Genomic DNA, 24,953 nt, shown 5'->3' with positions numbered 1-24,953 from the left:
AAGGAGTGTTCGTCATGATCGTTGCCAAATGTTACAGAGAAACTGCCTTGGATCAGGGTTTGGGGGTTTTGCTGATCCATTAATCAGAATCCACCCGGTCTCTGTAGGAGCGAGGCTTGCCCGCGAAAGCGGTGTGTCAGGTAAAACGCCTTCGCGGGCAAGCCTCGCTCCTACAGGGGATGGAGGTGAAGGCTCAATAATCCTGGCGCTTACGAAACGCCCAGCGCCCCGCAATCACGGTAAACGTCGCGACCAGCGCCACCAGAATCCAGAACCCCTCCGGGTCCCCCGCCAGCGGCACGCCACCCACGTTCATCCCAAAGAAACCGGCAATGATGTTGATCGGCAGCGCCAGCACCGTGACCACGGTCAGGGTGAACAGCGTGCGGTTGCTCTGCTCATTCAGGTTGGCGGCAATCTCTTCCTGCAACAGCTTGATCCGTTCACCCAGCGCCGTGAGGTCGTTAATGATCAGCGCAAACTCCTCGGTGGACTTGCGCAGCTCCTTCACGTCCTCCTTTTGCAACCATTGCGGCGGCCGGTTCAGCAGCCGCAGCAACGAACCCGGCTCCAGCGCCAACAACCGTTGCAAACGCACCAGCACCCGGCGATTTGCGCCGAGTTCCGCCCGGTTGGTCGACAGCCGTGAAGACAGCAACTCATCTTCGATCTGATCGACACTGAGGCTGGTCTTGCGCACAATCTGGGTCAGTACTTCCCCTTGATCACGCAGCAGATGCACGAGCAATTCCAGCGGTGAACGAAAGCACTCGCCGGCCTTCACCGAGGACCGCAACTTGTCCACCGAATGCAGCGGTTGCAGGCGCGCGCTGATGATCAGCCGACTGCGGGCACACACCCACAGCGTCGATACATCGGACGACACCATGCTGCTGAGGTTGAACACCACGTCGTTGACCACCGCCAGCAACGCCGAATCCACATGCTCGATGCGCGTGGACCGAGAACCTTCGTGCAAGGCTTCGAAAAACTCGTCCGGCAATTCCAGGTGGCTTTTCATCCAGCGCTCGCACGCGGCATGCGCGAGGTTCAGGTGCAGCCACAGAAACTCGTCACTTTCGTCCGGCTGCTGCAAGCATTGCAACGCCTTGGCCGAATCAATCTCGCGACCACGCTCGCCGGGGCGAAAACTGAAACCGTAGAGCAGACCGAACAGGTCCGGGTCGCGATGGCTTTGGTCGATGCTGTGGTTCATGAGGGCTCGCTGAAGGAGGCGCGGTCGGTCGCTTTATGTAGCAGCTGGCGAAGCCTGCGTTCGGCTGCGCAGCAGTCGTCAAACCTGAGCACGCGCTCTGCCTGACACAACGCGGTGCCTGATTTCACGACTGCTACGCAGCCGAACGCAGGCTTCGCCAGCTGCTACAGGTCAGGGTTATGGCTGGGTTCACTTGAGCCGCATCATCGCAACTGTGGATGACGTTTTTGTGACGAAAATATAACCGCAAACGATTGCGTTGCCGGTGGTCGGAATGGATTCAAGAACCGCTCTGGCACGCCGATCCCGCTTAAGTTACTTTGCGCGGCCTCGGCCATGAGCCAAGTTTCAGACAGGGATGTCCGGACACCTTTCACGCTGTGTTTGCCGCGTGTCTCACCCCCTGTCATGAGTATCACTCGATGCTGCAAAAATCCCTGAGAGCACAAATCCTCGCCTTGTTGAGCGGCAGCCTGCTGGCCATGCTGTTGATCGCCCTGGCCTGCTTTCACTTTCTGTCCAACGGTGTTCAGAACTACGCGAACCTGATCGAAGGCCCGTTGCACACCTCGCAGTTGATCGATGAAGCCAACCTGCAATTCAAGGTGCAGGTTCAGGAATGGAAAAACGTCCTGCTGCGTGGCAAGCAACCGGCCGACCTGGATAAGTATTGGAAACAGTTCGAAGACCGTCAGCGCGATGTGCAGAGTATTCTCGGCGAACTGGCTGCACAGAAGGGCATCGAGCCACAACTCAAGACCCGCATCGAACGCCTGCGTGATGAACACCGTTTGCTGGGCGCTGCCTACCAGAAGGGCCGTGATGCCTACGTGGCGGCCGGCGCCGACCCAACGGCAGGCGACGCTGCGGTCAAAGGTGTGGACCGTGCGGCCAGCGAACAGATGACCGAGCTGGTCAGCGAATTGCGCAAGCAGGGGACCGAGCAATCGAAGCAGATCAGCGCCGAAGCCGATCGCACCGTGTTGCTGGGGCTCATTGTGATGCTCGCCTCGAGTCTGTTGATCGGGCTGTTGAGCCTGTGGCTGGTCAACCGCAACCTGGTCGAACCGATTCGCAAACTGATCGAATACGTCGCGCAACTCAGCCAGGGCAAGTTTGCTGACCGCGTGGCCAGCACCCGTCAGGATGAGCTTGGCAAATTGGCGGTCGCGGCCAACACCTTGCGTGATTTCCTCGCCGAAACCTTCAGCCGGTTGCAGCGCAGCGCCAAGGACCTGGACAGCGCCAGCGGTGAACTGAATTCGATCGCCAGCCTCATGGCCAGCGGCACCAACGAGCAATTCAACCGCACCGATCAGGTGGCCACGGCGATGAACGAAATGTCGGCCACCGCACAGGAAGTCGCCCGTCACGCCGCCGATGCGGCACGCGCGGCCGACGATGCCGACCAGTCCGCCCAGCACGGCGAAAAAGTCATGCAGGGCACCATTCACACCATCACCCGGATGCGCGGCGAAATCGCCAATACCGCCACGGTCATCCGCCAGCTGGAAACCGACAGCGGGCGTATCGGCAAGGTGCTCGAAGTGATTCGTGGCATCGCCGAACAAACCAACCTGCTGGCGCTCAACGCGGCAATCGAAGCGGCCCGTGCCGGTGAAGCCGGTCGCGGTTTTGCAGTGGTGGCCGATGAAGTGCGCAGCCTGGCCCAGCGCACGGCGGCGTCGATCATCGAAATCAACCAGATCATCCAGACCGTGCAAACCGGTGCGGTGGACGCGGCTCAGGCGATTGAAAGCGGCCAGTCGCGCAGTGAAGAAAGCGTCGAGCAAGTGACCCAGGCCGGCGCGATGCTGGAGCGGATCACCCATGCCGTGGAAGCCATCCGCGACATGAACCGCCAGATCGCCACCGCCGCCGAAGAGCAGACCTCGGTGGCCGAGGACATCTCGCGCAACCTCACTGAAATCACCAGCATCGCCAGTACCAATCTGGACAACGTGCAGCGCACCGAAGCGGCTGGCCGTAATTTGCATGGGTTGTCGGGGCAGTTGAATGAAGTCACGGCGCGTCTGAGCGCGTGACGGGAATGACGATGTACCGGTTTGCTTACCGAGCCGTTACACAGTCAATCCAGTACGTCGGGAGCGCTGGTCAGCACGACCGCCTGAATCCTGGGTGAATCCGACATGCAAAAAAGCCGCACGATCCGAAGATCGTGCGGCTTTGTTTTATACGCGTATCAGGTGTCTTGCTTGTCGCTCAGGACTTTGCCGGTGGTGGCATCGAAGTCCACGTCGAATTCTTTGCCGTCAGCGGTCTTCAGTTCCACTTCGTACTCGTAGTTGTTGAAGTGGTTGTCCAGGTCGGTGTCGGTGATGGTCGCACCCGGGTGCAGTTTCAGCGCCGCCTGGTTCATTTCTTCCAGTGGCTTGATCTTGCCGCTCTTGACCAGCTCAGGGATCTGGTCGACGCGAACGTCAGCTTGGGCCAGGCCAGCAGTGAGGGTCAGGGCAGCAGCGGTGAACAGGGCAGTCAGGGTTTTCATGGGGTCATTCCTTGGGTTGATCTGTTTAAGTGAGTCCAGATTAACTGTGGCAACTTAATTCACCCTTAATTCCAATGACCGTGTCGTTTGGAGGATTTCGCGGGCAAGCCTCGCTCCTACGGGTTCCGGGTTTGCCACAAAAATGTCGGCATCCAAAAACCCTGTGGGAGCGAGGCTTGCCCGCGAAGAAGTCGACGCGGTGCCGTGCCAGCGACCGATCAGTAGCCGTTGTTCTGCAGCAATTGCCCAACGGTGCCCGCCGCCGGACGTTTGTAGAACTTCAGCAATTCGCTGGCACGGTTGGTGAAGACGCCATCGACGCCCGCATCCATGACTTTCTGAAAATCCACCGCATCGTCGATGGTGTAGACGTGCACCAGCAAGCCTTGATCGTGGGTGTACTGGTTCATCCACGGTTTCACCAGGTCTGAATAGCTCTGATCGCCACCCTTGGTCAACGCGGCCGAAGGACCGGTGCCGATCGCACCCTGGGCCTTGGCGTACTCGACCCATTGCTGGAATTCGGCTTTGTCTTTCGGCTCCTGCTTGGCGTAATAAGTCGCTTTGTCCTTGTCGCCGGACTCGGCAAACGTCACTTTGGATTTCGGCTCAATACTGCCTTCGCCGACCCACAGCAGCAGGATCTTCGGCACTTTCGGCATTTCCTTCTCAAGCAGTTCGAGGCTGCTCTTCTCGAAGGTTTGCAGCACGACTTTGCCTTTGCCCTGGCCGACCGCCAGGTTGCTTTTCGCCAGTTTGGAACCGGCCGGGCTCAGCCAGCCGCGATCCTGCAATTTATCCTTGAGGTCGCTTTCGATACCGGGGAATTGCTTCGGCTCTTTGGTTTCGATGTACAGGCCCGGCTTGTGCAGCGGATTGCCTTGGGCGATGTCGATGATTTCGTCGAGGGTCAGGATTTTCAGGCCGACGAAGGCCGGGCGCGCGCGATCCGGGTACGCGGCGTTGAACCAGCTGCCGGCATCGAGGGTTTTCAGTTCGGCGAGGGTGAAGGCGTTGGCCGGGCTGTCCTTGCGATCAGGGAATTTCGTGGCGACGTCGGTGGTGCGTTGCAGGTTGTTGTCGTGCAGGGCGAACAGCACGCCGTCCTTGCTGCGTTGCAGGTCCAGTTCCAGGTAGTCGGCGCCCAGGTCGCGGGCCAGTTTGTAGGCGGCGGCGGTGGATTCCGGTGCATCGAAAGACGCGCCACGGTGGGCGATCACTGCCGGATGCGGGATGCCCAAACGGGTCGCCAGCGCAGTCGGGCTAGGCTCAGTGGCGGCCTGTGCCTGGCCGAGGCCGAGCAGCACGCTCAGCAGCAGGGCGCTTTTGGTGAAGGTAACAGGCATGGTCGAGGTCCTTTCGCATTGAGTTTTCAAAGACGTCTCTTTTAACAACTGAGCGCCCCGAACGCTATCGCCAGACCGACATAAACGTGTTTAAAGCAGATTTTTTCAGCGCTTTTGTGCGGTTCTTTGCAGTACTCTTGGCCCAGGCGTTTCCCCGGCAGAGGGAAATCCGACTCCCCAGCCTTGCGTGTAAACCATCGATCACCGGTCGTTACCGACCTTTTGTGAGGTTTATATGCGCATCACTTCCGAGCTTATCTGTCAGGCCGCCGACCAACTCAAAGGCTTCGTCGGCCTCAATCGCAAGACCGGCCACTACATCGTGCGTTTCAGCGAAGACTCGTTTGGCATGGACGTGGCTGATGACGGGATTATTCCCACCAGTGAATTTGTCTGGGCGCCGGCGCCGGGGCCGGCCATGACGCTCAAGCGTGAGCTGATTCAGTTGTTGCTGGATCAGAATATCGATGACCGGATCAATGTGACCGAGCCGTTGCGGGTTTATATGAATCGTTGGGAAGTGCCGGAGATTGCGGCGGTGCGGAGTCTTGTTCAGGGCTGAGTTTTGTAGTGTTTGTGCTGGCCTCATCGCTAGCAGGCTAGCTCCCACATTGGTTTTGTGTACGACACTTATCCCCCTGTGGGAGCTAGCCTGCTAGCGATGGCGGCCTAAAGAACACTGCATCGCTTTACTGCTTGAACCCATACGCCCGCTCAACCTTGCACACCCGCGTATGACACGCCGAATACCACGTAGACCGCCCCCGCTCACGAATCTCACTGTGCTCAGGATGATGCTTCCATGCCAGGATCGCCGCCTCGCTGGCCCAGTAGGAAACAGTAATCCCCAGCCTATCCTCGCCCCGAGCTGATTCCACCCCGAGAAACCCCGGCTGCTCACGAGCCAGTTCCACCATCCGTTCGGCAGCCTCGGCGTAACCCTGATCGCCGTCGGTGCGCAGGGAGGTAAAAATCACCGCGTAGTACGGCGCTGTTGGCGTATCGGCAATCATGGTTTTTGCCCTTCGCAGGCTTCGACCAATGCGCGGACCAGCGGCGGTAGCGTGCCTTTGAGCGCGGCGCGTTCCGGCTGGAACAGGGTGGCGACGAAGAACGGATGCCCTTTGAGCTCCACCGCCCGCAATTCGCCGGTCGAGTCATGGCCAACGGCGCACAGCTGTTGAGTCAATAACTCACGCTCGAACTGCGGGTTCACGCCATAGCGGCAGCGATATCCCTCAGCGATCTCAGCACTTTCGTACGCCTTGGCGATCAACGAACCTTCAACCAGATGAATGCTGTCCGTTGCTTCCACCAATGAGCAGGCCAGCGGCGTGAGTAACGCGCGGGCGGCATCGGGATGGGTTTCGCCGTGCTCGGCATCTTTCCAACCCAACACGTTTCGGGCGAACTCAAGCACCGCGTGTTGAAACCCGCCGCAGGTACCGAGGAACGGTCGCTGCTGCTCACGGGCAAAACGAATCGCCCGCAACGCGCCGTCGATGTCGCGGTATGGGCTGGCGGGCACGCACCAGAAACCGTCGAAGTGGTGTAAAGGGGTGGCGGCGTTTATGTGATCGGTTGCCAGCCACTGAAATTGCACATCCAGATTCAGCTGTTCGGCCGCCATGCCGAGCGCGACGGGAATGGCTTGGTGGGCGGTGACCTGTGGGTCGTAGTCACCGATCAGGGCGAGGCGGATTGCACTGGTTTCCATGAGTGATCTCGACGCTTGTTGATTCCTGGCACCCACTATAGATTGGCGTTCACGCATTCAATATTGGCGTTAACCCAAGTGATCAATGCAGCGACGCACTATCGGCTCGACTACCAAGACCTGGCGCTGATCCTCGCCTTGGTGCGCGGCGGCTCTCTGGCCCGGGCCTCGGCGTTGTTGAAGGTCGACGTCTCGACGGTGTTTCGCGCCGTTCGCCGACTGGAAGCGGCGCTGGGCCAGCAACTGTTTGAAAAAAGCCGCGCCGGTTACCTGCCGACCACGCTCGCGCAGACCCTGGCCGAGCAAGCCGAGCGCGCGGAACAAGCGCTGGATGCCGCGCGAATCGGTGTGGAGCAGGGCGGTGAAGTCATCAGCGGCACGGTGCGGCTGACGTGTACGGATTCTGTCCTGCAAGGGTTGCTGCTGCCGGCGCTGGCGCAGTTCATGCCATCCTACCCGGCGCTGACCCTCGAACTGAGTACCTCCAACGACTTTGCCAACCTCAGCCGCCGCGATGCCGACATCGCCTTGCGCCTCACCCGCACGCCGCCCGAGCATCTGGTCGGCCGACGTCTGGCGGACATTTCCTACCGGGTCTGTGCCAGCGCCGCGTACCTGAAATCGGTCGATCCTGAAGACCTGGCCTCACTGACCTGGATCGCGCCGGATGACTTTCTTCCCGACCATCCCACCGTCGCCTGGCGACGCCAGCAATTGCCCGGCGTGACGCCCGGTTATCGCTGCAACAGCATGCTGTCGGTGACCGAATTGGTGCGGGCCGGGCTGGGCGTCGCGGCGTTGCCGGACTTTCTGATCGGTGACCCACTGCAACCGCTGACCGGCCCGTTGCACGGCTACGACACCGCGCTCTGGTTGCTCACCCGTCCGGACTGCCGCGCGTTGCGCTCAGTGGTGACGTTGTTCGATGAGCTGGGGCGGGCGCTTCGATTGCCGTGACCGGGTGCTAATCCTTCGGATGATCTTTCACTAAATGCTGATGCATTTCCGAGGTGAGGTTTTCAATGCGTTCGGTCAGGGTCTTGGTCATTTCCGTCAGCCGGGTGTTCTGCTCAAGCAACTCCAGCAATTGCGCGGTGTTCTTTGCCGCTTGGGCCTGACGTTCGCTGTTGGCCACGGCGATGGATTCGCGGTGCAGGGCGTCGGCATCCGACTGGGCTTTGTCCCGCGCTGCCTGACGAGTCTGGGCCAGCAGAATCAGGGGCGCGGCATAAGCCGCCTGCAGGCTGAACGCGAGGTTGAGCAGGATGAACGGATAAACGTCGAACTGAGTCACGCCAAAGACGTTAAGGCATATCCAGAGCACCACGATCAACGTCTGGGCACCCAGAAAGGTCGGCGTGCCGAAGAACCGCGCAAAGGCCTCGGCGCGCAGGGCAAATTTGTCGTTGCCGAACGTCGGCGCCAAGTGAGCGTGGGCGCGGTGAAAGCGCAGGTGATCGACGGCGACGGTGGGTTTGGATTCGTGGGTCGGGGTGGTCATGATGCTCTCTGCATGGCGCTGGGACTGACGCTCACTATAGCCCCGGCGTCAGTTTCATTCTGAAACACATTGCCGCGTTTTATTCAGAGCGACCCGTGATCGATCAATCGGCAGAGCGTGTCATTTTTTGCAGCTCTATTCAGCGCTGATAACAAGCCAGGAACATGTCCAGCGCCGACTCCACCACGGTGCTCTGCATCGCGTCCGACAGCGCCGGGAGCCCCATGGAAATCTGCGGCCAGAATGCAAAGGATTTGAGCATTCCCTGAATCTGTTGTGCGGCGAATTCAGGGGCGACCGGTTTCAATCGACCGTCCGCCTGAGCTGCGCGGATCCACACGGTCAGGCCTTCCTCACGCTCACCCATGCGGGCGACCATGTTCTGCGCGCGCTCGGGAGAGTGAATGGTGGCGGCGATCGCCACCCGGGCCAGATCAAGAAAATTGTCATCACCCATCATCTGCAGTTTCGCCTGCAACATCAGGCGCATTTGATCGCGCAGCGGCAGGTCAGGGCGGTAGGGTGATTCCTGTTCGGCCGTTACCCGCGCCCACAGTTGATTGAGGATTTCGGCGAACAACTCTTCCTTGCTGGGGAAGTGGTTGTACACCGTGCGCTTCGACACGCCAGCGGAGGCGGCAATCTTGTCCATGCTGGTGATGTCGAAACCGTTGGCACGGAATTCGGCAATCGCCGCCTGGATGATGGCTTCGCGTTTTCGGTCGGTGAGGCGCTGTGGAGCTGTCATAAGTACGCTTCGGCAGTCGGCAGAGAAGAATTACACTCGGCAGTTTACTTGTGATCCGCTTTGATGCAACCTTGAAACTACACTGTGCAGTGTAATGTTTTGTTAATCCTGTGCAGTGAAGAATAGAATCTCCGGCTGATGCGTGCGTGCTTTGGCCATTTATCGTCCCACCGTGAAATGCCGCTCAGTGCGGTTTTTCAGGAGTTACTCATTCATGGCCCACTCAATTTCCTCTACGGACAACGCCTCCACGCCTGAAGCCTCCCGCCAGGCAGAAGGGCTCTTCCGCAATCATTCGCCGGTGCAGCGCGAAGGCGTTCGGAAAATGGTGCGCATCATGTGGAAGATGATCTTCGACAAACCGCGCAACACCCGCCCGACAACGCCCGTGCCGGTGCAAGCCTTGACCCAGGCCGCGCTGATCGCTGCCCCGAACCACAGCGTCTATCGCCTCGGCCACTCCACCGTCCTGCTGAAACTGCGGGACAAATTCTGGATCACCGACCCGGTCTTCGCCGAACGCGCCTCACCCGTGCAATGGGCCGGACCCAAGCGTTTCCACCAGCCGCCGATCAGCCTCGAAGAATTGCCGCCGATTGAAGCGGTCATCCTGTCGCATGACCACTACGACCACCTCGATTATCAAGCCGTGCTCAAACTGGCGAACAAGGCCAAGTACTTCCTGACGCCACTGGGCGTGGGCGACACCCTGATCAAGTGGGGCGTCGATGCCAGCAAAGTGCGCCAACTGGATTGGTGGCAGGGCACGGAAGTCGATGGCATGCAGTTCATCGCCACACCGTCGCAGCACTTTTCCGGTCGCGGCCTGTTCGATGGCAACAGCACGCTCTGGGCCTCGTGGGTAATGATCGACGGCGACACGCGCATCTTCTTCAGCGGCGACAGCGGTTATTTCGATGGCTTCAAACGCATCGGCGAACAGCACGGCCCCTTCGACCTGACCCTAATGGAAACCGGCGCCTACAACGTCGAGTGGCCACACGTTCACATGCAGCCAGAGGAAACCCTGCAAGCGCACATCGACCTCAAAGGGCGCTGGTTATTGCCGATTCACAACGGCACCTTCGATTTGTCGATGCACGCCTGGTTCGAGCCCTTCGACCGGATCCTCGCATTGGCCTGGGAACGTAATGTGTCGATCACCACGCCGCAAATGGGCGAGGCGTTCAACGTCATGTATCCGCAGCGAGGAAATACCTGGTGGTCCGGACTGGAAGATGAAAGCGATCAGGTCGCCACTCAGAACGCTTGATCCTCTATCGTCGGGCCGCTCGCCATGGAGCGGCCCACGATCTTCGCCACCGTCAGGTCGCGAACATTCCCGTCGAGAATTTCATCCAGTTCACCCGCTGACAGCCCCAGCCTTTGCGCCGCTTCCGCCTTGCCCAACTGACCGGTGTCGAGCAGCATGCCGATCTTCATGAGGTATTCGGCCTTGGCCCTCATCTGCCCCGCATCGGCATCACCCGAAGACGGATTACCGCGCCTGTCGCATTCATTGATTCCATTCATCTGCTGACACCTCACTCAACCATCGCGTAGTCCGCCCGACCCACCGGATCAGGCGTCGACCCTCTCACATTCATCCCTCGACCCGGCGCAAATCCCGGGAAGAACACCAACCCCTCAGATTCAAACCGATACGCCAACGCCAGCCGGGTGACATCCAGCACATCGCGTTCGGCTTCAAATCGCGTAATGGCGTCCACGGAGACCCCGGATTCCTCCGAGAGCTCTTCCACACTCCAACCCAGCATCGCCCGGGCCTGGGCACAGTGGGATGGGGTGAACTGGAAAAGGGCGATACGTTCCAGGGTGATTTTCATCGCAAGAGAGGCCATGGTGTTCTCCGGGCTCGAGAGTGCTAATCCAAAAAGTACTGTTGTTTTGTACAGTTGTTTTGCGCCCGGATCAAACTCATTTTTTGATTTTTGCTATGTCGCGCCCTCCATCCAGACGGACGGTGCCTGCCCCAATACGCGGCGAAACATGGTCGAGAATGCCGCCGGGCTGTCATAACCGAAATCCAGCGCAATCCGCGTCACCGGTGTACCCGCCGCCAACCGCGCCAGGGCCAGCACCACGCAGGCCCGCTGGCGCCATTGGCTGAAACTCAGGTCCGTTTGTTGGCGGAATAGCCGATTGAACGTGCGCAAACTGATGTGCAATTGATCAGCCCATTGCTGCGGCGATTCATGCGCATCGGGCCGCTGCAAAAAGCCTTGGCACAACCCCAGCAACCGCGCATCGACCGGTAACGGAATGTGCAACGGCAAATGAGCACTGCGCGCCAGCTCATGCAGCAGCAAGTCGATCAGCGCGCCATCGCGCCCGGCCTCGTCGTACGTCAGCGGGATCTCCACCGCCTCCATCAACAAGTGCCGCATCAACGGCGACACACTGATCACCTGGCAACGCGGCCCCAGATCAACCGCGCCAGGCTCGATGTACAAACTGCGCGTGCTCACCCCCAGCATCAACACCTCATGCGCCACCCCCGCCGGAATCCACACCGCCCGCTGCGGCGGCACCACCCAGTTGCCGTCATGCGTGCTGACCTGCATCACCCCGGTGGCGCCGTACAGGAGTTGTGTCCGCCGATGCGTATGACGGGGCAACACATGGCCGTGGGAATAATCCGTACCGATCGCCACCACTGAGCGTGGGGTGTCATCCAGCAGATTGATCGAAACATTGCGCATTGAGCGGCTTCCAACAGTTGGCGTAAACGCGAACATTATTGTCTGACTTGCTGAAGCAGGCCAAGGAGCATCGCTCTATTGTCGACCGCTCTCAATCAATGGACGACGCGTGATGTTTTATCTCCTGCTGGCATTTTTCGGGTGCATGACTGGCGTCACTGCGGTGTTGTTCGGCTTCGGCGGCGGCTTCGTTGTCGTGCCATTGCTTTACCACATGCTCGCTGCCAGCCACGGCCCCGACGATCCTATCGGTCAATCGGCGATGCACATTGCCGTGGCGACTTCGACCTGCGTGATGATCGTTAACGCGTGGATCGCCACCGGCAAACACCGTCGCGCCGGCAATCTCATTCGTCATTACCTGTGGCCGCTGGGCGGGTTCATCGGTCTGGGCGCAATCGTCGGAGCAGTCGCCGCGATGTGGGTGAGTGGCGAGGTGATTCGTTATGCCTTCATCGCGTATCTGGGCGTAACCATTGTGGATTGCTTGTTCCGACGTGGTTTTCTGACAGCGTCCGACACCGCAATCCCACGACGATTGGGGAGGGCGGAAGTGTCGGGTGGTGGCGTAGGAATCGGCGCGATCGCGACGTTTCTTGGCGTGGGCGGGAGTGTCATGACCGTGCCGTTGTTGCGACGGTGCGGGTTGAGCATGAGTCAGGCGACGTCCATGGCTAATCCGTTAAGCCTGCCGGGGGCGTTGGCCGGGACGCTGACTTACATGGCGATGGCGGGGTTCACCGAGTTTGATTTGGGAATTTGGTTTATCGGTTATGTGGATCTGCTGGCGTTTGCGGTGTTGACGATGGGATCGTTGGTGGGGATTCGATTGGCCACGCCTTGGATCGGGCGGATACCGGATCGGGTTCATGCGCGGGTGTATGTGGGTTTGCTGGTGTTGGTGATGCTCAGCATGATGATGAGTTAAAGCGTGCAATGCCGCTCGATTACCCTAAGCAACCTCGCCATAATCCGCCTCGCTTAACTTGCGCCGCGAATCCTCTCCGGTGCCGCTCCGACTCATTTAGGGATTGATCGATGCTCAAAGGATTGATATGCCTGGCGCCAGTGGCCACGCTGTTACTCATGCTGTGTTCCACCGCGCAGGCTGGCGATGGACGACGCGTCTTCAGCGGCATGCTGGGCAAGATGCCAATCGTTATGGAAGTGGAAACGTCTAACGCCGAAAACATAAGCGGTCGCTACTTCTATCAAAAGTATCGTAAGGACATAGTCCTCAGTGGCATCAAAAACGGAGAGATGCTGGTACTCGATGAGGGTGAAAATCCTTACGGAGAGAAAAAGCCTCGGCCGCAAATTCATCTGAATATCGAGTCCAATAGGGTGTGGGGAGATTGGAGCAACGACGAAGGCAAAACGTTGAAGATAGAACTGGTGGAAGCCAAGCCGCCAGTAATCCCTACCGGGACTCCTCCTTACCTCGCCAAGCTCCGTGACACCGAACCTTACGAATATCTACGTCTGCAAGGTCTGACGCTCAAACAAGGAAAGACGGAAACGTTCGATGGCTACTCTTTGCAATGGTGGAGCGAGCCGCAAACAAAGGTGACGTTCTTTGAAATTGTTTCGGGCTACACCCCCGAGGCGCGTGATCGCATCAATCAGTTGTTGATGGGACGTTTATGGCAGGAAGTGGTGGGGTATTACGAATGTCTCGCCGGCGGTGGCGTGAACTTCTATTTCCAAACCGTCAAACCGTTGTTGATTACACCAACGGTCATCAGCATGAGCGTCGGTACTGAGGCCAGCTGTGGCGGCGCGCATCCGGATTACAGCGAGATTGCTATCAATCTGAATGCCAAGACCGGTCAGTCTCTGACTCTTGAAGATGTGCTCTGGGTAGGGCAGGGCAAACCGCTGCATTACGAAGAGCCTAATAACGAACAGTCCTCCGACACATTCACGGCGTATTCCGATTACCGCAACAAAGAATTCGCACCTTGGTTGGTTGGACAGTTGCGTGAGCTTTACCCTGATCAGATGCCTGGCAGCGACGAAAACTGTGCGTACGGCGAAGAAGACCGTTGGCCGTTTCCCACTTGGTATTTCACTGAAAAAGGAATCAAGGTAGCCCCGTACTTCTCCCACGCGGAAGCCCCGTGTGCATTTGTAGACTGGAGCGTTCTGCCTTATAGCCTCGTTAAACAACATCCTGGCGGTGCAGCGGTGCAACTGCCCTGAAACCGGCATTACTTATCCGTTAACCCCGGCGCTTCACGAACAATGAAGTGATCCAGGTTCTCGATATTCGCACTGAACACCCCGAACGTCTGCTCGGGGTTTTTCTTGCTCGGTACCTGCTTCAACTCCGGCGTCACGCCATAAAAGAAGCAATACAACTCTTTCCCGCTCTCACTGGCGTGCTTGATCTCTTCCAGAAACGCTTTGCGCTTGCGGTAGTTGTCGATCAGCTTCTTGCTCAGGTAAACGTTGACTGAATACGGCTTCTTCTTCGCCTCATCCGCCTGCTTGAACCAGACCTTCTGTTCGAAATCGATGCGAAAGCTCTGGGTGTAATCCTTGATCTCCTTGATCTTGCCCCAGTAAATCAGCCCTTTGTTGTCCGTCAGGTATTCAATCTTCTTGAAGAACGACCCATAAGGCGCCGTGTGCTCGCCAATCTTCAGCGGCATACGTTTGAGCAGGTCCTTGTCCTCGAAGTTCGACACAAAACACTCCACCGGATGAGCGAAGACACTGGTCTTGTCCGGTGCTGTTTCACGGCTCGGGTGTTCTGTGTTGCTAGCCGCAGTGGTTGGCTTCGGATCGTCCCGCACCCCATCCGCCGCCACCGCAGGGTTCGACGGCTTACGCACATACTCACGCCGAGTCAGCAACAACTCCGACGGGAAATGCTCCTCGCGACTGTCATCCGTTTCCCCACCGTCCGCATCCACACCTGACGCCGACGCCTTGAGACTGACATAAGGACAATCCGCCACATGCCGGGTGCTGGGCGTGTTCTTGAAGTGCGGGGTGCGAACGTAATTCACGTTTTTGGCGTTGAACGTCGTCAGCACATTCGCCGCATCGAACGCCGAGCGGCAGGCGTCATTGGGACATTGGAAGTGTTCCTTGGCAGAATCGAACTCCATCGTCTCGTCGAAATTCAAATCGCGCACGTCATAGATCGACAGCTTGTCGTCGAGGCTGAGGCAGTAGGCGAGGTCGAATTTCATGGGGCTCGGGTCCTTGAGTGGTAAGGGTATTAATAGCGGGAGGCGGGGTGGGTTGCACTGAATGTTTTCAAATTCCCACAAAACCCGCAGCCATCCACGGGACCTGGAGCGAGCTCGCTCGCGAAAAACCTGAAAGCACCACTGAATATCTGATCTACGCACCATCATTAACAATCTTTCACGGCCACAGCCAAGAGCAGGCTAGCCACGCCTATCGAAACTCTCTGCTTCAGGCAGCGTGGCCAACTCTAGAAATAGTGGCTATTCGCCCTGTTACATATTGAAGCCCTTTGGTACTTTGGCAGTAGTAGGAATTTTCCTACGGCAATTGTCGATAAAGGGCTGCGCTCGTGGCGATCAAAGCGGTTTCGAAGGAACGAATAGACAAAGCGATGCTGGAGTTTGATCATAAATTTCGGAGTAGGGGTGAGTGGCAAGGCTGGGAAAACAACCTAGCTCACCGTTATGCGGTTCACGCGGGCGGTGAACTATATCCGGCGAAGAAAATAGTCTCTTTGGCAACCGGTATTGCCGTAGGCGAGTTCTCCGGTGGACACCCGACCAACAGTTACCTAGAAAAGCGAGGCTTCACTATTGTGGAGTTGCCGCGTGGGGAGGGCGTCCCCGTATTGCAGTTCACGCCGGGGGCTGTTTACGACCGAAAAACTGAGATCAATGGACCGTTCGGGGGGAGCCTGCAAAGCGGCATTGCAGCGTCCGCTACCTACCCTGCGATATTTTTGTTCACGGGCGATAGCGGTGAGCAATATGGGTATGCCGACGATTGGGACAACGGCGCCTATCTTTACACCGGTGAAGGACAACGCGGGCCGATGACTTTGATCCGAGGCAACCGAGCGATCGCTAATCATGCCGAGGATGGCCGAGCGCTTCACTTGTTTAAATCCCTCGGCAAAAGTAAAGGCAATGAATACATGGGTGAGTTTTCTTGTGCCGACATGTTTGAACGGACCCAGCCGGATGTGAACGGCCAGGATCGGACGGCGATTGTTTTTCGGTTAGTTCCTGTGGGCATTCCTGGTGAACTAATTGAAGCTGAAGAACTAGATGAAGATGAGGCCGACCTTTCCGGTTCTCTGGCTGCCGCGCGGTTGGCTGCGCTGGCTGCATGTAAGCCTAGCAGCGATGATTTAGGGCAATCTGCTCCTCGTAAGATCTATCAGCGCAGCCGTAAGGTTGCGCACTATGTGCTGATGCGAGCTGATGGTGCATGCGAAAGCTGTGAGAGGCCGGCCCCTTTTACGAAAAAGGATGGCAAGCCATACCTAGAGCCGCATCACGTCAACCGGCTCTCAGATGGTGGTTTAGATCATCCTCGCTATGTGGGGGCTGTATGCCCGAGTTGTCATCGGGAAATTCATTCTGGAGTGCACGGGGCTTTGGTGAATGAGAGGCTGAAGCAGCGGTTGGAAGTAATTGAACGCTGATTGAATGGTGTGCCAAGGCAATTGGCCCTAAATCTCCAAAGCGCTCCAGAGTCGCTTTCTTTCTTCTTTTCGCTCATAGCATCGCCGAGGGTTGAAAATCCTCGGCGATGCTCAGTGACCTACGAAAATACCTACAGAGAACTGCGACGCTTCTTTCTGTCGATCCTAAAACGTTTAACCGACCGAATGCTTTGAAAATTGAAACGCTTCCAAAACCTTTCGCCACCAAGGCTTAACCGCTGGCATGTGCCGGCGTGTACGACCTATTAACAGATAAGGCATATCCCGCAGCCGAATCCAGCCTTCATCCTGCCAATGCAACAGAGTCAATGACATTTCCGGCCAATCCAGCAAACTCAACATTGGCCGATCTGCATTCTTCGACGGCCCTGCGTCGCGCAAGGCCGGCACCACTTGATGAGTTAACCATTCACGCAACAACCGATTCCCCGGCGCGTAGTGATAAACCAACAATGCATACACACCGGACTCGCTGAGCATCAACCGTTTTTCCGGTTGCCCGTGGTACTCAATCAATAACGTATGCCGCTGATCTTCGTCGAGTTTACTGACCACCCGATCACTCAGATGAAAACCCATCAATCGACCAAAATCGCGGGCGCAGAACCATGCTTGGTTTTCCAGGAGGAGGGCATGGAGGACGAGGTTGTGGCGAGAGAAGGCCATTACCGAGAAGGGATCAGACATAGCTGATCTCCTGAATTGCGAGAGCGTGGGGGCGATCATGTTTAGGCATATCCATTACCTCTACGTTTAGATTTTGGAGGGCCTGAACCCAACGTAGAGTGGACTTAAGAAATCCCAACGAGCAAAGCCATCACACAACTGAACGACAAATCACCTAAAGGTGATTGCGGATCTGAGTGATTGGCCAAGCTTTCTACGTTGGGCGTTTCTTAGGCACCTGCAATGGAGCTTAGAGGTGCTTTGAATGGGTATCAATGGGGAAGCGGCTGTAAGTGTTGTAGGAGTTGTAGCGGATTAGCGTAGGGGTGAAAACGGTTTTCCAGCACAATAAAAAAGCCCCGATCAGATCGGGGCTTTTGCTTTTTCGATTTGTCGATTCAGACTGCAATCGTCAAATCGTGGCGAGCTCGGAAATCAATCCCAGCTAAGCGCGCCACCGGTTTGGTATTCAATAACCCGAGTCTCAAAGAAATTCTTCTCTTTCTTCAAGTCCATAATCTCGCTCATCCAAGGGAACGGATTCGTAGTCCCTGGATACTCTTCCTTCAAACCAATCTGCGAAAGACGACGGTTAGCGATGAACTTCAGGTAGTCCTCCATCATCGCCGCGTTCATGCCCAACACGCCGCGAGGCATGGTGTCGCGTGCGTATTCGATTTCCAGCTGAGTGCCTTGCAGAATCATCTGCGAAGCTTCTTCCTTCATCTCGGCATCCCACAGGTGTGGGTTTTCGATTTTGATCTGGTTGATCACGTCGATGCCGAAGTTCAGGTGCATGGATTCGTCGCGCAGGATGTATTGGAACTGCTCGGCGACGCCGGTCATTTTGTTGCGGCGGCCCATGGAGAGGATCTGGGTGAAGCCGCAGTAGAAGAAGATGCCTTCCAGAACGCAGTAGTAGGCGATCAGGTTGCGCAGCAGCTCTTTGTCGGTTTCGACGGTGCCGGTTTCGAACTTCGGATCGGAGATCGAACGGGTGTATTTGAGGCCCCAGGTGGCTTTTTTCGCGACCGATGGGATCTCGTGGTACATGTTGAAGATCTCGCCTTCATCCATGGCCAACGATTCGATGCAGTACTGGTAGGCGTGGGTGTGGATCGCTTCCTCGAAAGCCTGGCGCAGGATGTACTGGCGGCATTCCGGGTTGGTGATCAGGCGGTACACGGCCAGGACCAGGTTGTTGGCAACCAGGGAGTCGGCGGTGGAGAAGAAGCCGAGGTTGCGCATCACGATGCGGCGCTCGTCGTCGGTCAGGCCTTCCGGGTCTTTCCAGAGGGCGATGTCGGCGGTCATGTTGACTTCTTGCGGCATCCAGTGGTTTGCGCAGCCGTCCAGGTATTTCTGCCAGGCCCAGTCGTACTTGAACGGTACGAGTTGGTTGAGGTCGGCGCGGCAGTTGATCATGCGCTTTTCGTCGACGGCGACACGGGCGGAGGCGCCTTCGAGTTCGGCGAGGCCTTCGGCGATGTCGAGGTTGTCCAGGGCAGCTTTGGCACGGGCGATAGCGGCAGAGTCGGTCGCGGTGACGGCGCGAGCTTCTTGAGCGGCGACACCACCAGCGGTGTCGAGTCGGTCCATGTTGGCTTCAGTCGCGTGGCCGGCGTTGGCGCCTTTTACCACGGTCTCGCCGCTGTCTTCTTTGTCGAATTCGTCCCAGCTCAGCATGACGTGTCGTCTCCTGCGTGAGGGCCAGATGCCCGTGTGAAAACTGATTGGTTGGTTTTTCACACGGCCGTACTGGCCGCGTTGGATAGCGTTTTTTGCAGCGGTACACGCAGGCAAATAAACATAATTTTGTACGGGGTTCCGAGAGCCTCTGACGGGCGCAGAAATCGGTGAAGACTTCGGCGTGGGCTTCAGACTGGCTTTTCGTCCCTGTAAGGGAATATTGCAGGCCCGTTTAAGCCGGCATTATAGGGAAATTTTTGCCGGCGTGGTGCGGCGAATCGGCTCATGGAGTGGCCGGAAGGGGTGGTTTTTGGAGCAAACCGAGGTATTACAGGGCTTTGACCGCTGTAGATTTTTTTTCGTTAATTTTGACGCTGAATCGAATTTGTTCAAAAAACAGCCAAAAATGGCGTTTTTCACTACATCTTGTGGTTTGCAAGGGGTTTCACCGCTTCAAAACACAACTGAGCCCGACCGAAGCCGGGCTGGAATCGACCTTCAGCGATCAACTGAAAGGGGCCGATTCGGTGCAGTCACGATCATCCGTTGGTGCAGCCGTTACCCATGATGCTGTAGCGCAGGATGTGGCGTTGGCCTTGGGAGTCGTCGTATTCCATTTTCACCGGAACAACTTCGCACACATTGGGGACTTCACTCATGGAGATTACTTTGGCGATGTCCAGGTGAGTCGAGTAAGTGTATTCCTCGATGGCTGGTTTCTGCTGTGCGACATCAGTCGGGATCTCGTCTGCCATGGCGGTTGCGCACAGGCTGCTGAGGGCCATAACTAATAAAGCTTTCATTTCAGATTTACCTTTTAGAGGTCGAATGGGGTCACGCAACCTTTTTGGGGTTGCGTGTGGAGCTTGATTAAAGAGTCTTGGATTAACGGCCTTCGTGGGGGCTGCAACTTGGTTAATCACGTTGCCTTGTTGGCGAGGCTGATTTTAGGCGTGGGGGGTGCATTCATATAGGTGGGGTTTTGATAAACACCTTTGACAGATCCTGTAACAATCCTCGAATAAGGTTGTGTTAACCGGTCGATTGCGATTTTGGTGATGTGGTTTTTCAGGTGGGCCGCGTTATCGTTTTTCGCGGGCAAGCCTCGCTCCTACAGGGGTTGCGGTGTGTTGGGGAGGTGTGTTTTGGGCTTATCACGGTAATTTGTAGGGGCTTGTTACTACCATCGTCGAATGGTTCTATAGGCCCGGCCCGGCTACAACTGGGGGCATACAAAAACAACTATTCCACCGAGGTAAGAAAGATGAGTGCGGCTTCTCTGTATCCCGTTCGTCCCGAGGTTCTGGCCAATACGTTGACTGACGAGGCAACCTACAAAGCCATGTACCAGCAGTCCGTCGTCAACCCGGACGGATTCTGGCGCGAGCAAGCCAAGCGCCTCGACTGGATCAAGCCTTTCACCACGGTGAAGCAGACCTCCTTCGACGATCACCATGTCGACATCAAATGGTTCGCCGACGGCACCCTCAACGTTTCCTACAACTGCCTCGACCGTCATCTGGCCGAGCGCGGCGATCAAGTCGCGATCATTTGGGAAGGGGATGACCCTGCCGAAAGCCGCAACATCACCTACCGCGAGCTGCACGAACAAGTCTGCAAGTTCGCCAACGCCTTGCGCGGCCAGGATGTGCACCGCGGCGACGTGGTGACTATCTATATGCCGATGATCCCCGAAGCCGTGGTCGCCATGCTGGCCTGCACCCGGATCGGCGCGATTCACTCGGTGGTGTTCGGTGGTTTCTCGCCGGAAGCCCTGGCCGGTCGCATCATCGACTGCAAATCCAAAGTGGTCATCACCGCTGACGAAGGCGTTCGTGCCGGCAAGAAGATCCCGCTCAAGACCAACGTCGACGACGCGCTGACCAACCCGGAAACCAGCAGCATTCAGAAGGTCATCGTGTGCAAGCGCACCGGTGGCAACATCAAGTGGAACCAGCATCGCGACATCTGGTACGAAGACCTGATGAAAGTGGCGGGCAGTGTCTGCGCGCCGAAAGAGATGGGCGCTGAAGAAGCCCTGTTCATCCTTTACACCTCCGGTTCGACTGGCAAGCCGAAGGGCGTGCAGCACACCACCGGCGGTTACCTGCTTTACGCCGCCATGACCCACGAGCGCGTGTTCGACTACCGCCCGGGCGAAATCTACTGGTGCACCGCCGACGTCGGCTGGGTCACCGGCCACACTTACATCGTCTACGGCCCACTGGCCAACGGCGCGACCACCGTGCTGTTCGAAGGCGTGCCGAACTATCCGGACATCACCCGGGTGGCGAAGATCGTCGACAAGCACAAGGTCAACATCCTCTACACCGCCCCCACGGCGATCCGCGCGATGATGGCGTCGGGCAAAGCCGCTGTTGAAGGCGCTGATGGCAGCAGCCTGCGTCTGTTGGGTTCGGTCGGTGAGCCGATCAACCCGGAAGCGTGGGATTGGTACTACAAGAACGTCGGTCAGTCCCGTTGCCCGATCGTCGACACCTGGTGGCAGACCGAAACCGGCGGCAACATGATGAGCCCGTTGCCAGGCGCTCACGGCCTCAAGCCGGGTTCGGCGGCACGTCCGTTCTTCGGCGTAGTGCCGGCGCTGGTGGATAACCTGGGCAACATCCTCGAAGGCGTGGCCGAAGGCAACCTGGTGATTCTCGATTCGTGGCCAGGCCAGGCGCGCACGCTGTACGGCGACCATGACCGCTTCGTCGACACCTACTTCAAGACCTTCCGTGGCATGTACTTCACCGGTGACGGCGCACGTCGCGATGAAGACGGTTATTACTGGATCACCGGGCGCGTGGACGACGTGCTCAACGTGTCCGGCCACCGCATGGGCACCGCCGAGATCGAAAGCGCGATGGTTGCTCACCCGAAAGTCGCCGAGGCAGCCGTGGTTGGCGTGCCGCACGACATCAAAGGGCAGGGCATTTATGTCTACGTCACGTTGATCGGTGGCGAAGAGCCTAGCGAGCAACTGCGTCTGGAACTGAAAAACTGGGTGCGCAAGGAGATCGGTCCGATTGCTTCGCCGGATGTGATCCAGTGGGCGCCGGGGCTGCCGAAAACCCGTTCGGGCAAGATCATGCGCCGGATTCTGCGCAAGATTGCCACGGCCGAATACGATGGGTTGGGGGATATCTCCACCCTGGCGGATCCAGGTGTGGTGCAGCATTTGATTGATGAACACAAGATCATGAACGTCGCTTAACCTGGCGTTCCTGAGTCATCGAAGCCCCGCCCGGCATTGCGCCGGGTGGGGCTTTTTCATGTCTGGGGTTTTTGTGGGACAGTTCGGGCCTCATCGCTAGCAGGCTAGCTCCCACAGGGATCTCCAGTGGATTCACAGTTTGAACCGAGCGCAGTTCCCCTGTGGGAGCTAGCCTGCTAGCGATGGCGATCTGTCAGACGCTAAATAAACATCGCCCAATAATTATCGGCTTCATCCGTACGCCAATTCCCACTGTTACCCGCCACCCTTCAAGTAACTGAATGTGTAACCTCGCGCCCTGAGACGGGGCATTGGGAAACGCAAACCCCCATTCCCGGGCCTCTCCAGCCCTGCCAAAAAATAAGACATAACGCTGCGCTTGCCGGATTAGAAGGCTTTGCCAATAATAGGCCCGCAATTTGCAATGTAGATCGGTTCACTTTCTTTTGCTCCTGCATGAATTTGCAGGGCTGTCAACGCGCTCAAACGGCTTTCTCGGTGCTTCTGTAATTAGTTGTCGCATTGAAGAAATATCGGCTTCGGGCCTGTCGTTAGAATGCCGATCACTCGCTCGTTGTGGCTCGCGTTGAAAAAAGCGCGCGATTCCTACGACGCAGCACCGCTTTGCGGTTCCACTCATTCGCATATTGGGCTGTCGCTCACTCTGCCGTTTTAGCCCTTTACCGATGGAGTCCCAAGATGAAGAAACTCGTGCTGCTTGGCGCCCTGGCACTGTCTGTGCTGTCCCTGCCGACTTTCGCTGATGAAAAACCTCTGAAGATCGGTATCGAAGCGGCTTACCCTCCGTTCGCCTCCAAAGCACCGGACGGCAGCATCGTTGGTTTCGACTACGACATCGGTAACGCCCTGTGCGAAGAGATGAAGGTCAAGTGCACGTGGGTCGAGCAAGAGTTCGACGGTCTGATCCCGGCGCTTAAAGTGCGCAAGATCGACGCGATCCTGTCGTCCATGTCGATCACTGAAGACCGCAAGAAATCCGTGGACTTCACCAACAAGTACTACAACACCCCGGCGCGCCTGGTCATGAAGGCGGGCACTCAAGTCAGCGAAGGCCTGGCTGAGCTGAAGGGCAAGAATATCGGCGTACAACGTGGTTCGATCCACGAGCGTTTCGCCCGCGAAGTCCTGGCCCCGCTGGGTGCCGAGATCAAGCCTTACGGTTCGCAGAACGAAATCTACCTCGACGTGGCCGCTGGCCGCCTCGACGGCACCGTGGCAGACGCTACGCTGCTGGATGACGGTTTCCTGAAAACCGACGCCGGCAAAGGTTTCGCCTTCGTTGGCCCGGCCTTCACCGACGTCAAATACTTTGGCGACGGCGTGGGTATCGCGGTTCGCAAGGGCGACGCGCTGAAAGACAAGATCAACACCGCGATCGCGGCCATTCGCGAGAACGGCAAGTACAAGCAAATCCAGGACAAATACTTCGCCTTCGATATCTACGGCAAGTAACACGTCCCGGCGACAAGTCCGAAATGGCGCAAGCAACAGGATCTCTGAGGTTTGCGCCATTTTTTCATCCCAACATTCGAGGACCTGAATCATGTTGAAAGGCTACGGGGCTGTCATCCTCGATGGCGCATGGCTGACGCTTCAGCTCGCCTTGTCCTCCATGGTCCTGGCCATCTTTCTGGGTCTGATCGGCGTTGCATTGCGTCTGTCGCCGGTTCGCTGGCTGGCCTGGCTGGGCGACCTGTATTCCACGGTGATCCGCGGTATTCCCGATCTGGTACTGATCCTGCTGATTTTCTACGGTGGTCAGGACCTGCTCAACCGCGTGGCGCCGATGCTCGGCTTTGACGACTACATCGACCTGAATCCGCTGGCCGCTGGTATTGGCACCCTGGGCTTCATCTTCGGTGCGTACCTGTCGGAAACCTTCCGCGGCGCCTTCATGGCGATCCCCAAGGGTCAGGCTGAAGCCGGCATGGCGTACGGCATGAGCAGTTTTCAGGTGTTCTTCCGGGTGTTGGTGCCGCAGATGATTCGTCTGGCGATTCCGGGCTTCACCAACAACTGGCTGGTACTGACCAAGGCCACCGCGCTGATTTCGGTGGTGGGTCTGCAAGACATGATGTTCAAGGCCAAGCAGGCGGCAGATGCCACCCGCGAGCCTTTCACCTTCTTCCTCGCAGTGGCGGCGATGTACCTGGTGATCACCAGTGTCTCGTTGCTGGCATTGCGTCACCTTGAGAAGCGCTACTCGGTAGGCGTAAGGGCGGCTGATCTATGATCTTCGACTACAACGTCATTTGGGAGGCCTTGCCGCTGTACTTCGGCGGCCTGGTGACCACCCTCAAATTGCTCGCGCTGTCGCTGTTCTTCGGTCTGCTGGCGGCTTTGCCACTTGGCCTGATGCGTGTCTCGAAGAATGCTGTCGTTAACATGAGCGCTTGGCTTTTCACCTACGTGATCCGCGGCACGCCGATGCTGGTGCAGTTGTTCTTGATCTACTACGGTTTGGCGCAGTTCGAAGCCGTGCGTGAAAGCTTCTTGTGGCCGTGGCTGTCCAGCGCAACGTTCTGTGCGTGCCTGGCGTTCGCGATCAACACCAGCGCCTACACCGCTGAAATCATCGCCGGCAGCCTGCGCGCCACGCCGAACGGTGAGATCGAAGCGGCCAAGGCGATGGGCATGTCGCGCTACAAAATGTACAAGCGCATCCTGTTGCCGTCGGCCCTGCGCCGGGCGCTGCCGCAGTACAGCAACGAAGTGATCATGATGCTGCAGACCACCAGTCTGGCGTCCATCGTGACCCTGATCGACATCACCGGCGCCGCGCGTACGGTCAATGCCCAGTACTACTTGCCGTTCGAAGCGTACATCACGGCGGGTGTGTTCTACCTGTGCCTGACCTTCATTCTGGTGAAACTGTTCAAACTGGCCGAGCGCCGCTGGCTGGGCTATCTGGCCCCGCGGAAGCACTGA

General features: G+C 57.6%; 25 protein-coding genes. 11 read left to right on the top strand and 14 right to left on the bottom strand.

What is annotated here, in order from left to right:
• Window positions 1-193: 193 nt before the first annotated feature.
• Window positions 194-1,216 (bottom strand): transporter, encoded by a 1,023-nt coding sequence (locus ACA060_RS21840; protein ID WP_438661144.1) that lies wholly within the window; start codon window positions 1,214-1,216, stop codon window positions 194-196.
• Window positions 1,217-1,638: 422 nt separating this feature from the next.
• On the opposite strand from ACA060_RS21840, the gene ACA060_RS21835 reads away from it, so the two are divergent.
• Window positions 1,639-3,261 carry a methyl-accepting chemotaxis protein gene (locus ACA060_RS21835; RefSeq protein ID WP_497313129.1) on the top strand — a complete coding sequence of 541 codons (1,623 nt, stop codon included), beginning with the start codon at window positions 1,639-1,641 and terminating at the stop codon, window positions 3,259-3,261.
• 158 nt (window positions 3,262-3,419) lie between these two features.
• On the opposite strand, the gene ACA060_RS21830 is transcribed toward ACA060_RS21835, so the two are convergent.
• Complete coding sequence (locus ACA060_RS21830; protein WP_010457288.1) at window positions 3,420-3,725, bottom strand: PepSY domain-containing protein; 306 nt, start codon at window positions 3,723-3,725, stop codon at window positions 3,420-3,422.
• Between the two features lie 218 nt (window positions 3,726-3,943).
• Window positions 3,944-5,071: a glycerophosphodiester phosphodiesterase gene (locus ACA060_RS21825; RefSeq protein WP_497313127.1), complete on the bottom strand. Its 1,128-nt coding sequence runs from the start codon at window positions 5,069-5,071 to the stop codon at window positions 3,944-3,946.
• Between the two features lie 235 nt (window positions 5,072-5,306).
• Here ACA060_RS21825 and ACA060_RS21820 point away from each other — a divergent pair, with 235 nt between their 5' ends.
• Window positions 5,307-5,633: a DUF2025 family protein gene (locus ACA060_RS21820; RefSeq protein ID WP_497313125.1), complete on the top strand. Its 327-nt coding sequence runs from the start codon at window positions 5,307-5,309 to the stop codon at window positions 5,631-5,633.
• A 127-nt stretch (window positions 5,634-5,760) separates the two neighbouring features.
• Here the strand turns inward: ACA060_RS21820 and ACA060_RS21815 are convergent, their stop codons facing one another.
• Together ACA060_RS21815 and ACA060_RS21810 are read right to left on the bottom strand one after the other, a co-directional pair.
• Window positions 5,761-6,084: an antibiotic biosynthesis monooxygenase family protein gene (locus tag ACA060_RS21815; protein ID WP_497313123.1), complete on the bottom strand. Its 324-nt coding sequence runs from the start codon at window positions 6,082-6,084 to the stop codon at window positions 5,761-5,763.
• The gene (locus ACA060_RS21810) at window positions 6,081-6,788 is read right to left on the bottom strand and encodes a CTP synthase C-terminal region-related (seleno)protein (RefSeq protein WP_497313121.1); all 708 of its coding nucleotides are present in this window, start codon (window positions 6,786-6,788) and stop codon (window positions 6,081-6,083) included. The genes ACA060_RS21815 and ACA060_RS21810 overlap by 4 nt, the downstream gene beginning before the upstream one ends.
• 15 nt (window positions 6,789-6,803) lie before the next feature.
• On the opposite strand from ACA060_RS21810, the gene ACA060_RS21805 reads away from it, so the two are divergent.
• Entirely contained in the window at window positions 6,804-7,745 is a 942-nt protein-coding gene (locus ACA060_RS21805; RefSeq protein ID WP_497313119.1) for a LysR family transcriptional regulator, read from the top strand.
• Window positions 7,746-7,752: 7 nt separating this feature from the next.
• Here the strand turns inward: ACA060_RS21805 and ACA060_RS21800 are convergent, their stop codons facing one another.
• Together ACA060_RS21800 and ACA060_RS21795 are read right to left on the bottom strand one after the other, a co-directional pair.
• A complete protein-coding gene (locus tag ACA060_RS21800) occupies window positions 7,753-8,289 on the bottom strand; it encodes a DUF1003 domain-containing protein (RefSeq protein WP_497313117.1) in 537 nt (178 codons plus the stop codon).
• A 139-nt stretch (window positions 8,290-8,428) separates the two neighbouring features.
• Window positions 8,429-9,037 (bottom strand): TetR/AcrR family transcriptional regulator, encoded by a 609-nt coding sequence (locus ACA060_RS21795; RefSeq protein ID WP_497313115.1) that lies wholly within the window; start codon window positions 9,035-9,037, stop codon window positions 8,429-8,431.
• Window positions 9,038-9,251: 214 nt separating this feature from the next.
• On the opposite strand from ACA060_RS21795, the gene ACA060_RS21790 reads away from it, so the two are divergent.
• A complete protein-coding gene (locus ACA060_RS21790) occupies window positions 9,252-10,310 on the top strand; it encodes an MBL fold metallo-hydrolase (protein ID WP_497313113.1) in 1,059 nt (352 codons plus the stop codon).
• Here the strand turns inward: ACA060_RS21790 and ACA060_RS21785 are convergent.
• From ACA060_RS21785 to ACA060_RS21775, 3 genes are all read right to left on the bottom strand, one after another.
• Window positions 10,298-10,570, bottom strand: a complete 273-nt coding sequence (locus tag ACA060_RS21785; RefSeq protein ID WP_497313111.1) for an XRE family transcriptional regulator — start codon at window positions 10,568-10,570, stop codon at window positions 10,298-10,300. The genes ACA060_RS21790 and ACA060_RS21785 overlap by 13 nt on opposite strands.
• An 11-nt stretch (window positions 10,571-10,581) precedes the next feature.
• Complete coding sequence (locus ACA060_RS21780; protein ID WP_109634132.1) at window positions 10,582-10,899, bottom strand: helix-turn-helix domain-containing protein; 318 nt, start codon at window positions 10,897-10,899, stop codon at window positions 10,582-10,584.
• Between the two features lie 93 nt (window positions 10,900-10,992).
• On the bottom strand, window positions 10,993-11,760 hold the full coding sequence (locus ACA060_RS21775; protein WP_497313109.1) for an AraC family transcriptional regulator: 768 nt from the start codon (window positions 11,758-11,760) through the stop codon (window positions 10,993-10,995).
• A 112-nt stretch (window positions 11,761-11,872) separates the two neighbouring features.
• On the opposite strand from ACA060_RS21775, the gene ACA060_RS21770 reads away from it, so the two are divergent.
• Window positions 11,873-12,688 (top strand): sulfite exporter TauE/SafE family protein, encoded by an 816-nt coding sequence (locus ACA060_RS21770; RefSeq protein WP_497313107.1) that lies wholly within the window; start codon window positions 11,873-11,875, stop codon window positions 12,686-12,688.
• Window positions 12,689-12,798: 110 nt separating this feature from the next.
• A complete protein-coding gene (locus ACA060_RS21765; RefSeq protein ID WP_497313105.1) occupies window positions 12,799-13,962 on the top strand; it encodes a hypothetical protein in 1,164 nt (387 codons plus the stop codon).
• Between the two features lie 8 nt (window positions 13,963-13,970).
• On the opposite strand, the gene ACA060_RS21760 is transcribed toward ACA060_RS21765, so the two are convergent.
• Window positions 13,971-14,960 (bottom strand): hypothetical protein, encoded by a 990-nt coding sequence (locus ACA060_RS21760; protein WP_497313103.1) that lies wholly within the window; start codon window positions 14,958-14,960, stop codon window positions 13,971-13,973.
• A 350-nt stretch (window positions 14,961-15,310) separates the two neighbouring features.
• On the opposite strand from ACA060_RS21760, the gene ACA060_RS21755 reads away from it, so the two are divergent.
• Window positions 15,311-16,408 (top strand): SRA domain-containing endonuclease, encoded by a 1,098-nt coding sequence (locus ACA060_RS21755; protein ID WP_497313101.1) that lies wholly within the window; start codon window positions 15,311-15,313, stop codon window positions 16,406-16,408.
• A 174-nt stretch (window positions 16,409-16,582) separates the two neighbouring features.
• Here the strand turns inward: ACA060_RS21755 and ACA060_RS21750 are convergent, their stop codons facing one another.
• The 3 genes from ACA060_RS21750 to ACA060_RS21740 all read right to left on the bottom strand — a co-directional run bounded on the left by ACA060_RS21750 (window position 16,583) and on the right by ACA060_RS21740 (window position 19,587).
• Window positions 16,583-17,116 (bottom strand): BRO-N domain-containing protein, encoded by a 534-nt coding sequence (locus ACA060_RS21750; RefSeq protein ID WP_497313099.1) that lies wholly within the window; start codon window positions 17,114-17,116, stop codon window positions 16,583-16,585.
• 414 nt (window positions 17,117-17,530) lie between these two features.
• The gene (locus tag ACA060_RS21745; protein WP_084322765.1) at window positions 17,531-18,781 is read right to left on the bottom strand and encodes a ribonucleotide-diphosphate reductase subunit beta; all 1,251 of its coding nucleotides are present in this window, start codon (window positions 18,779-18,781) and stop codon (window positions 17,531-17,533) included.
• Window positions 18,782-19,323: 542 nt separating this feature from the next.
• The gene (locus ACA060_RS21740; protein ID WP_497313097.1) at window positions 19,324-19,587 is read right to left on the bottom strand and encodes a DUF2790 domain-containing protein; all 264 of its coding nucleotides are present in this window, start codon (window positions 19,585-19,587) and stop codon (window positions 19,324-19,326) included.
• 461 nt (window positions 19,588-20,048) lie between these two features.
• Here ACA060_RS21740 and acs point away from each other — a divergent pair, with 461 nt between their 5' ends.
• The 4 genes from acs to ACA060_RS21720 all read left to right on the top strand — a co-directional run bounded on the left by acs (window position 20,049) and on the right by ACA060_RS21720 (window position 24,953).
• Window positions 20,049-22,004, top strand: a complete 1,956-nt coding sequence (acs, locus tag ACA060_RS21735; RefSeq protein WP_497313095.1) for an acetate--CoA ligase — start codon at window positions 20,049-20,051, stop codon at window positions 22,002-22,004.
• Window positions 22,005-22,703: 699 nt separating this feature from the next.
• A complete protein-coding gene (locus ACA060_RS21730; protein ID WP_109634107.1) occupies window positions 22,704-23,477 on the top strand; it encodes an ABC transporter substrate-binding protein in 774 nt (257 codons plus the stop codon).
• A gap of 91 nt (window positions 23,478-23,568) precedes the next feature.
• Window positions 23,569-24,258 carry an ABC transporter permease gene (locus ACA060_RS21725; RefSeq protein WP_010457254.1) on the top strand — a complete coding sequence of 230 codons (690 nt, stop codon included), beginning with the start codon at window positions 23,569-23,571 and terminating at the stop codon, window positions 24,256-24,258.
• Complete coding sequence (locus ACA060_RS21720) at window positions 24,255-24,953, top strand: ABC transporter permease (RefSeq protein ID WP_109634106.1); 699 nt, start codon at window positions 24,255-24,257, stop codon at window positions 24,951-24,953. The genes ACA060_RS21725 and ACA060_RS21720 overlap by 4 nt, the downstream gene beginning before the upstream one ends.

Source organism: Pseudomonas sp. LBUM1671 (assembly GCF_059695685.1).
This window is presented reverse-complemented; position numbering and strand designations above follow the sequence as displayed.

Coding starts and splice junctions, on each gene's coding strand:
- ACA060_RS21840 (WP_438661144.1), bottom strand. CDS start 1,216: ATGAACCACAGCATCGACCAAAGCCATCGCGACCCGGACCTGTTCGGT.
- ACA060_RS21835 (WP_497313129.1), top strand. CDS start 1,639: ATGCTGCAAAAATCCCTGAGAGCACAAATCCTCGCCTTGTTGAGCGGC.
- ACA060_RS21830 (WP_010457288.1), bottom strand. CDS start 3,725: ATGAAAACCCTGACTGCCCTGTTCACCGCTGCTGCCCTGACCCTCACT.
- ACA060_RS21825 (WP_497313127.1), bottom strand. CDS start 5,071: ATGCCTGTTACCTTCACCAAAAGCGCCCTGCTGCTGAGCGTGCTGCTC.
- ACA060_RS21820 (WP_497313125.1), top strand. CDS start 5,307: ATGCGCATCACTTCCGAGCTTATCTGTCAGGCCGCCGACCAACTCAAA.
- ACA060_RS21815 (WP_497313123.1), bottom strand. CDS start 6,084: ATGATTGCCGATACGCCAACAGCGCCGTACTACGCGGTGATTTTTACC.
- ACA060_RS21810 (WP_497313121.1), bottom strand. CDS start 6,788: ATGGAAACCAGTGCAATCCGCCTCGCCCTGATCGGTGACTACGACCCA.
- ACA060_RS21800 (WP_497313117.1), bottom strand. CDS start 8,289: ATGACCACCCCGACCCACGAATCCAAACCCACCGTCGCCGTCGATCAC.
- ACA060_RS21795 (WP_497313115.1), bottom strand. CDS start 9,037: ATGACAGCTCCACAGCGCCTCACCGACCGAAAACGCGAAGCCATCATC.
- ACA060_RS21790 (WP_497313113.1), top strand. CDS start 9,252: ATGGCCCACTCAATTTCCTCTACGGACAACGCCTCCACGCCTGAAGCC.
- ACA060_RS21785 (WP_497313111.1), bottom strand. CDS start 10,570: ATGAATGGAATCAATGAATGCGACAGGCGCGGTAATCCGTCTTCGGGT.
- ACA060_RS21780 (WP_109634132.1), bottom strand. CDS start 10,899: ATGGCCTCTCTTGCGATGAAAATCACCCTGGAACGTATCGCCCTTTTC.
- ACA060_RS21775 (WP_497313109.1), bottom strand. CDS start 11,760: ATGCGCAATGTTTCGATCAATCTGCTGGATGACACCCCACGCTCAGTG.
- ACA060_RS21770 (WP_497313107.1), top strand. CDS start 11,873: ATGTTTTATCTCCTGCTGGCATTTTTCGGGTGCATGACTGGCGTCACT.
- ACA060_RS21765 (WP_497313105.1), top strand. CDS start 12,799: ATGCTCAAAGGATTGATATGCCTGGCGCCAGTGGCCACGCTGTTACTC.
- ACA060_RS21760 (WP_497313103.1), bottom strand. CDS start 14,960: ATGAAATTCGACCTCGCCTACTGCCTCAGCCTCGACGACAAGCTGTCG.
- ACA060_RS21750 (WP_497313099.1), bottom strand. CDS start 17,116: ATGTCTGATCCCTTCTCGGTAATGGCCTTCTCTCGCCACAACCTCGTC.
- ACA060_RS21745 (WP_084322765.1), bottom strand. CDS start 18,781: ATGCTGAGCTGGGACGAATTCGACAAAGAAGACAGCGGCGAGACCGTG.
- ACA060_RS21740 (WP_497313097.1), bottom strand. CDS start 19,587: ATGAAAGCTTTATTAGTTATGGCCCTCAGCAGCCTGTGCGCAACCGCC.
- acs (WP_497313095.1), top strand. CDS start 20,049: ATGAGTGCGGCTTCTCTGTATCCCGTTCGTCCCGAGGTTCTGGCCAAT.
- ACA060_RS21730 (WP_109634107.1), top strand. CDS start 22,704: ATGAAGAAACTCGTGCTGCTTGGCGCCCTGGCACTGTCTGTGCTGTCC.
- ACA060_RS21725 (WP_010457254.1), top strand. CDS start 23,569: ATGTTGAAAGGCTACGGGGCTGTCATCCTCGATGGCGCATGGCTGACG.
- ACA060_RS21720 (WP_109634106.1), top strand. CDS start 24,255: ATGATCTTCGACTACAACGTCATTTGGGAGGCCTTGCCGCTGTACTTC.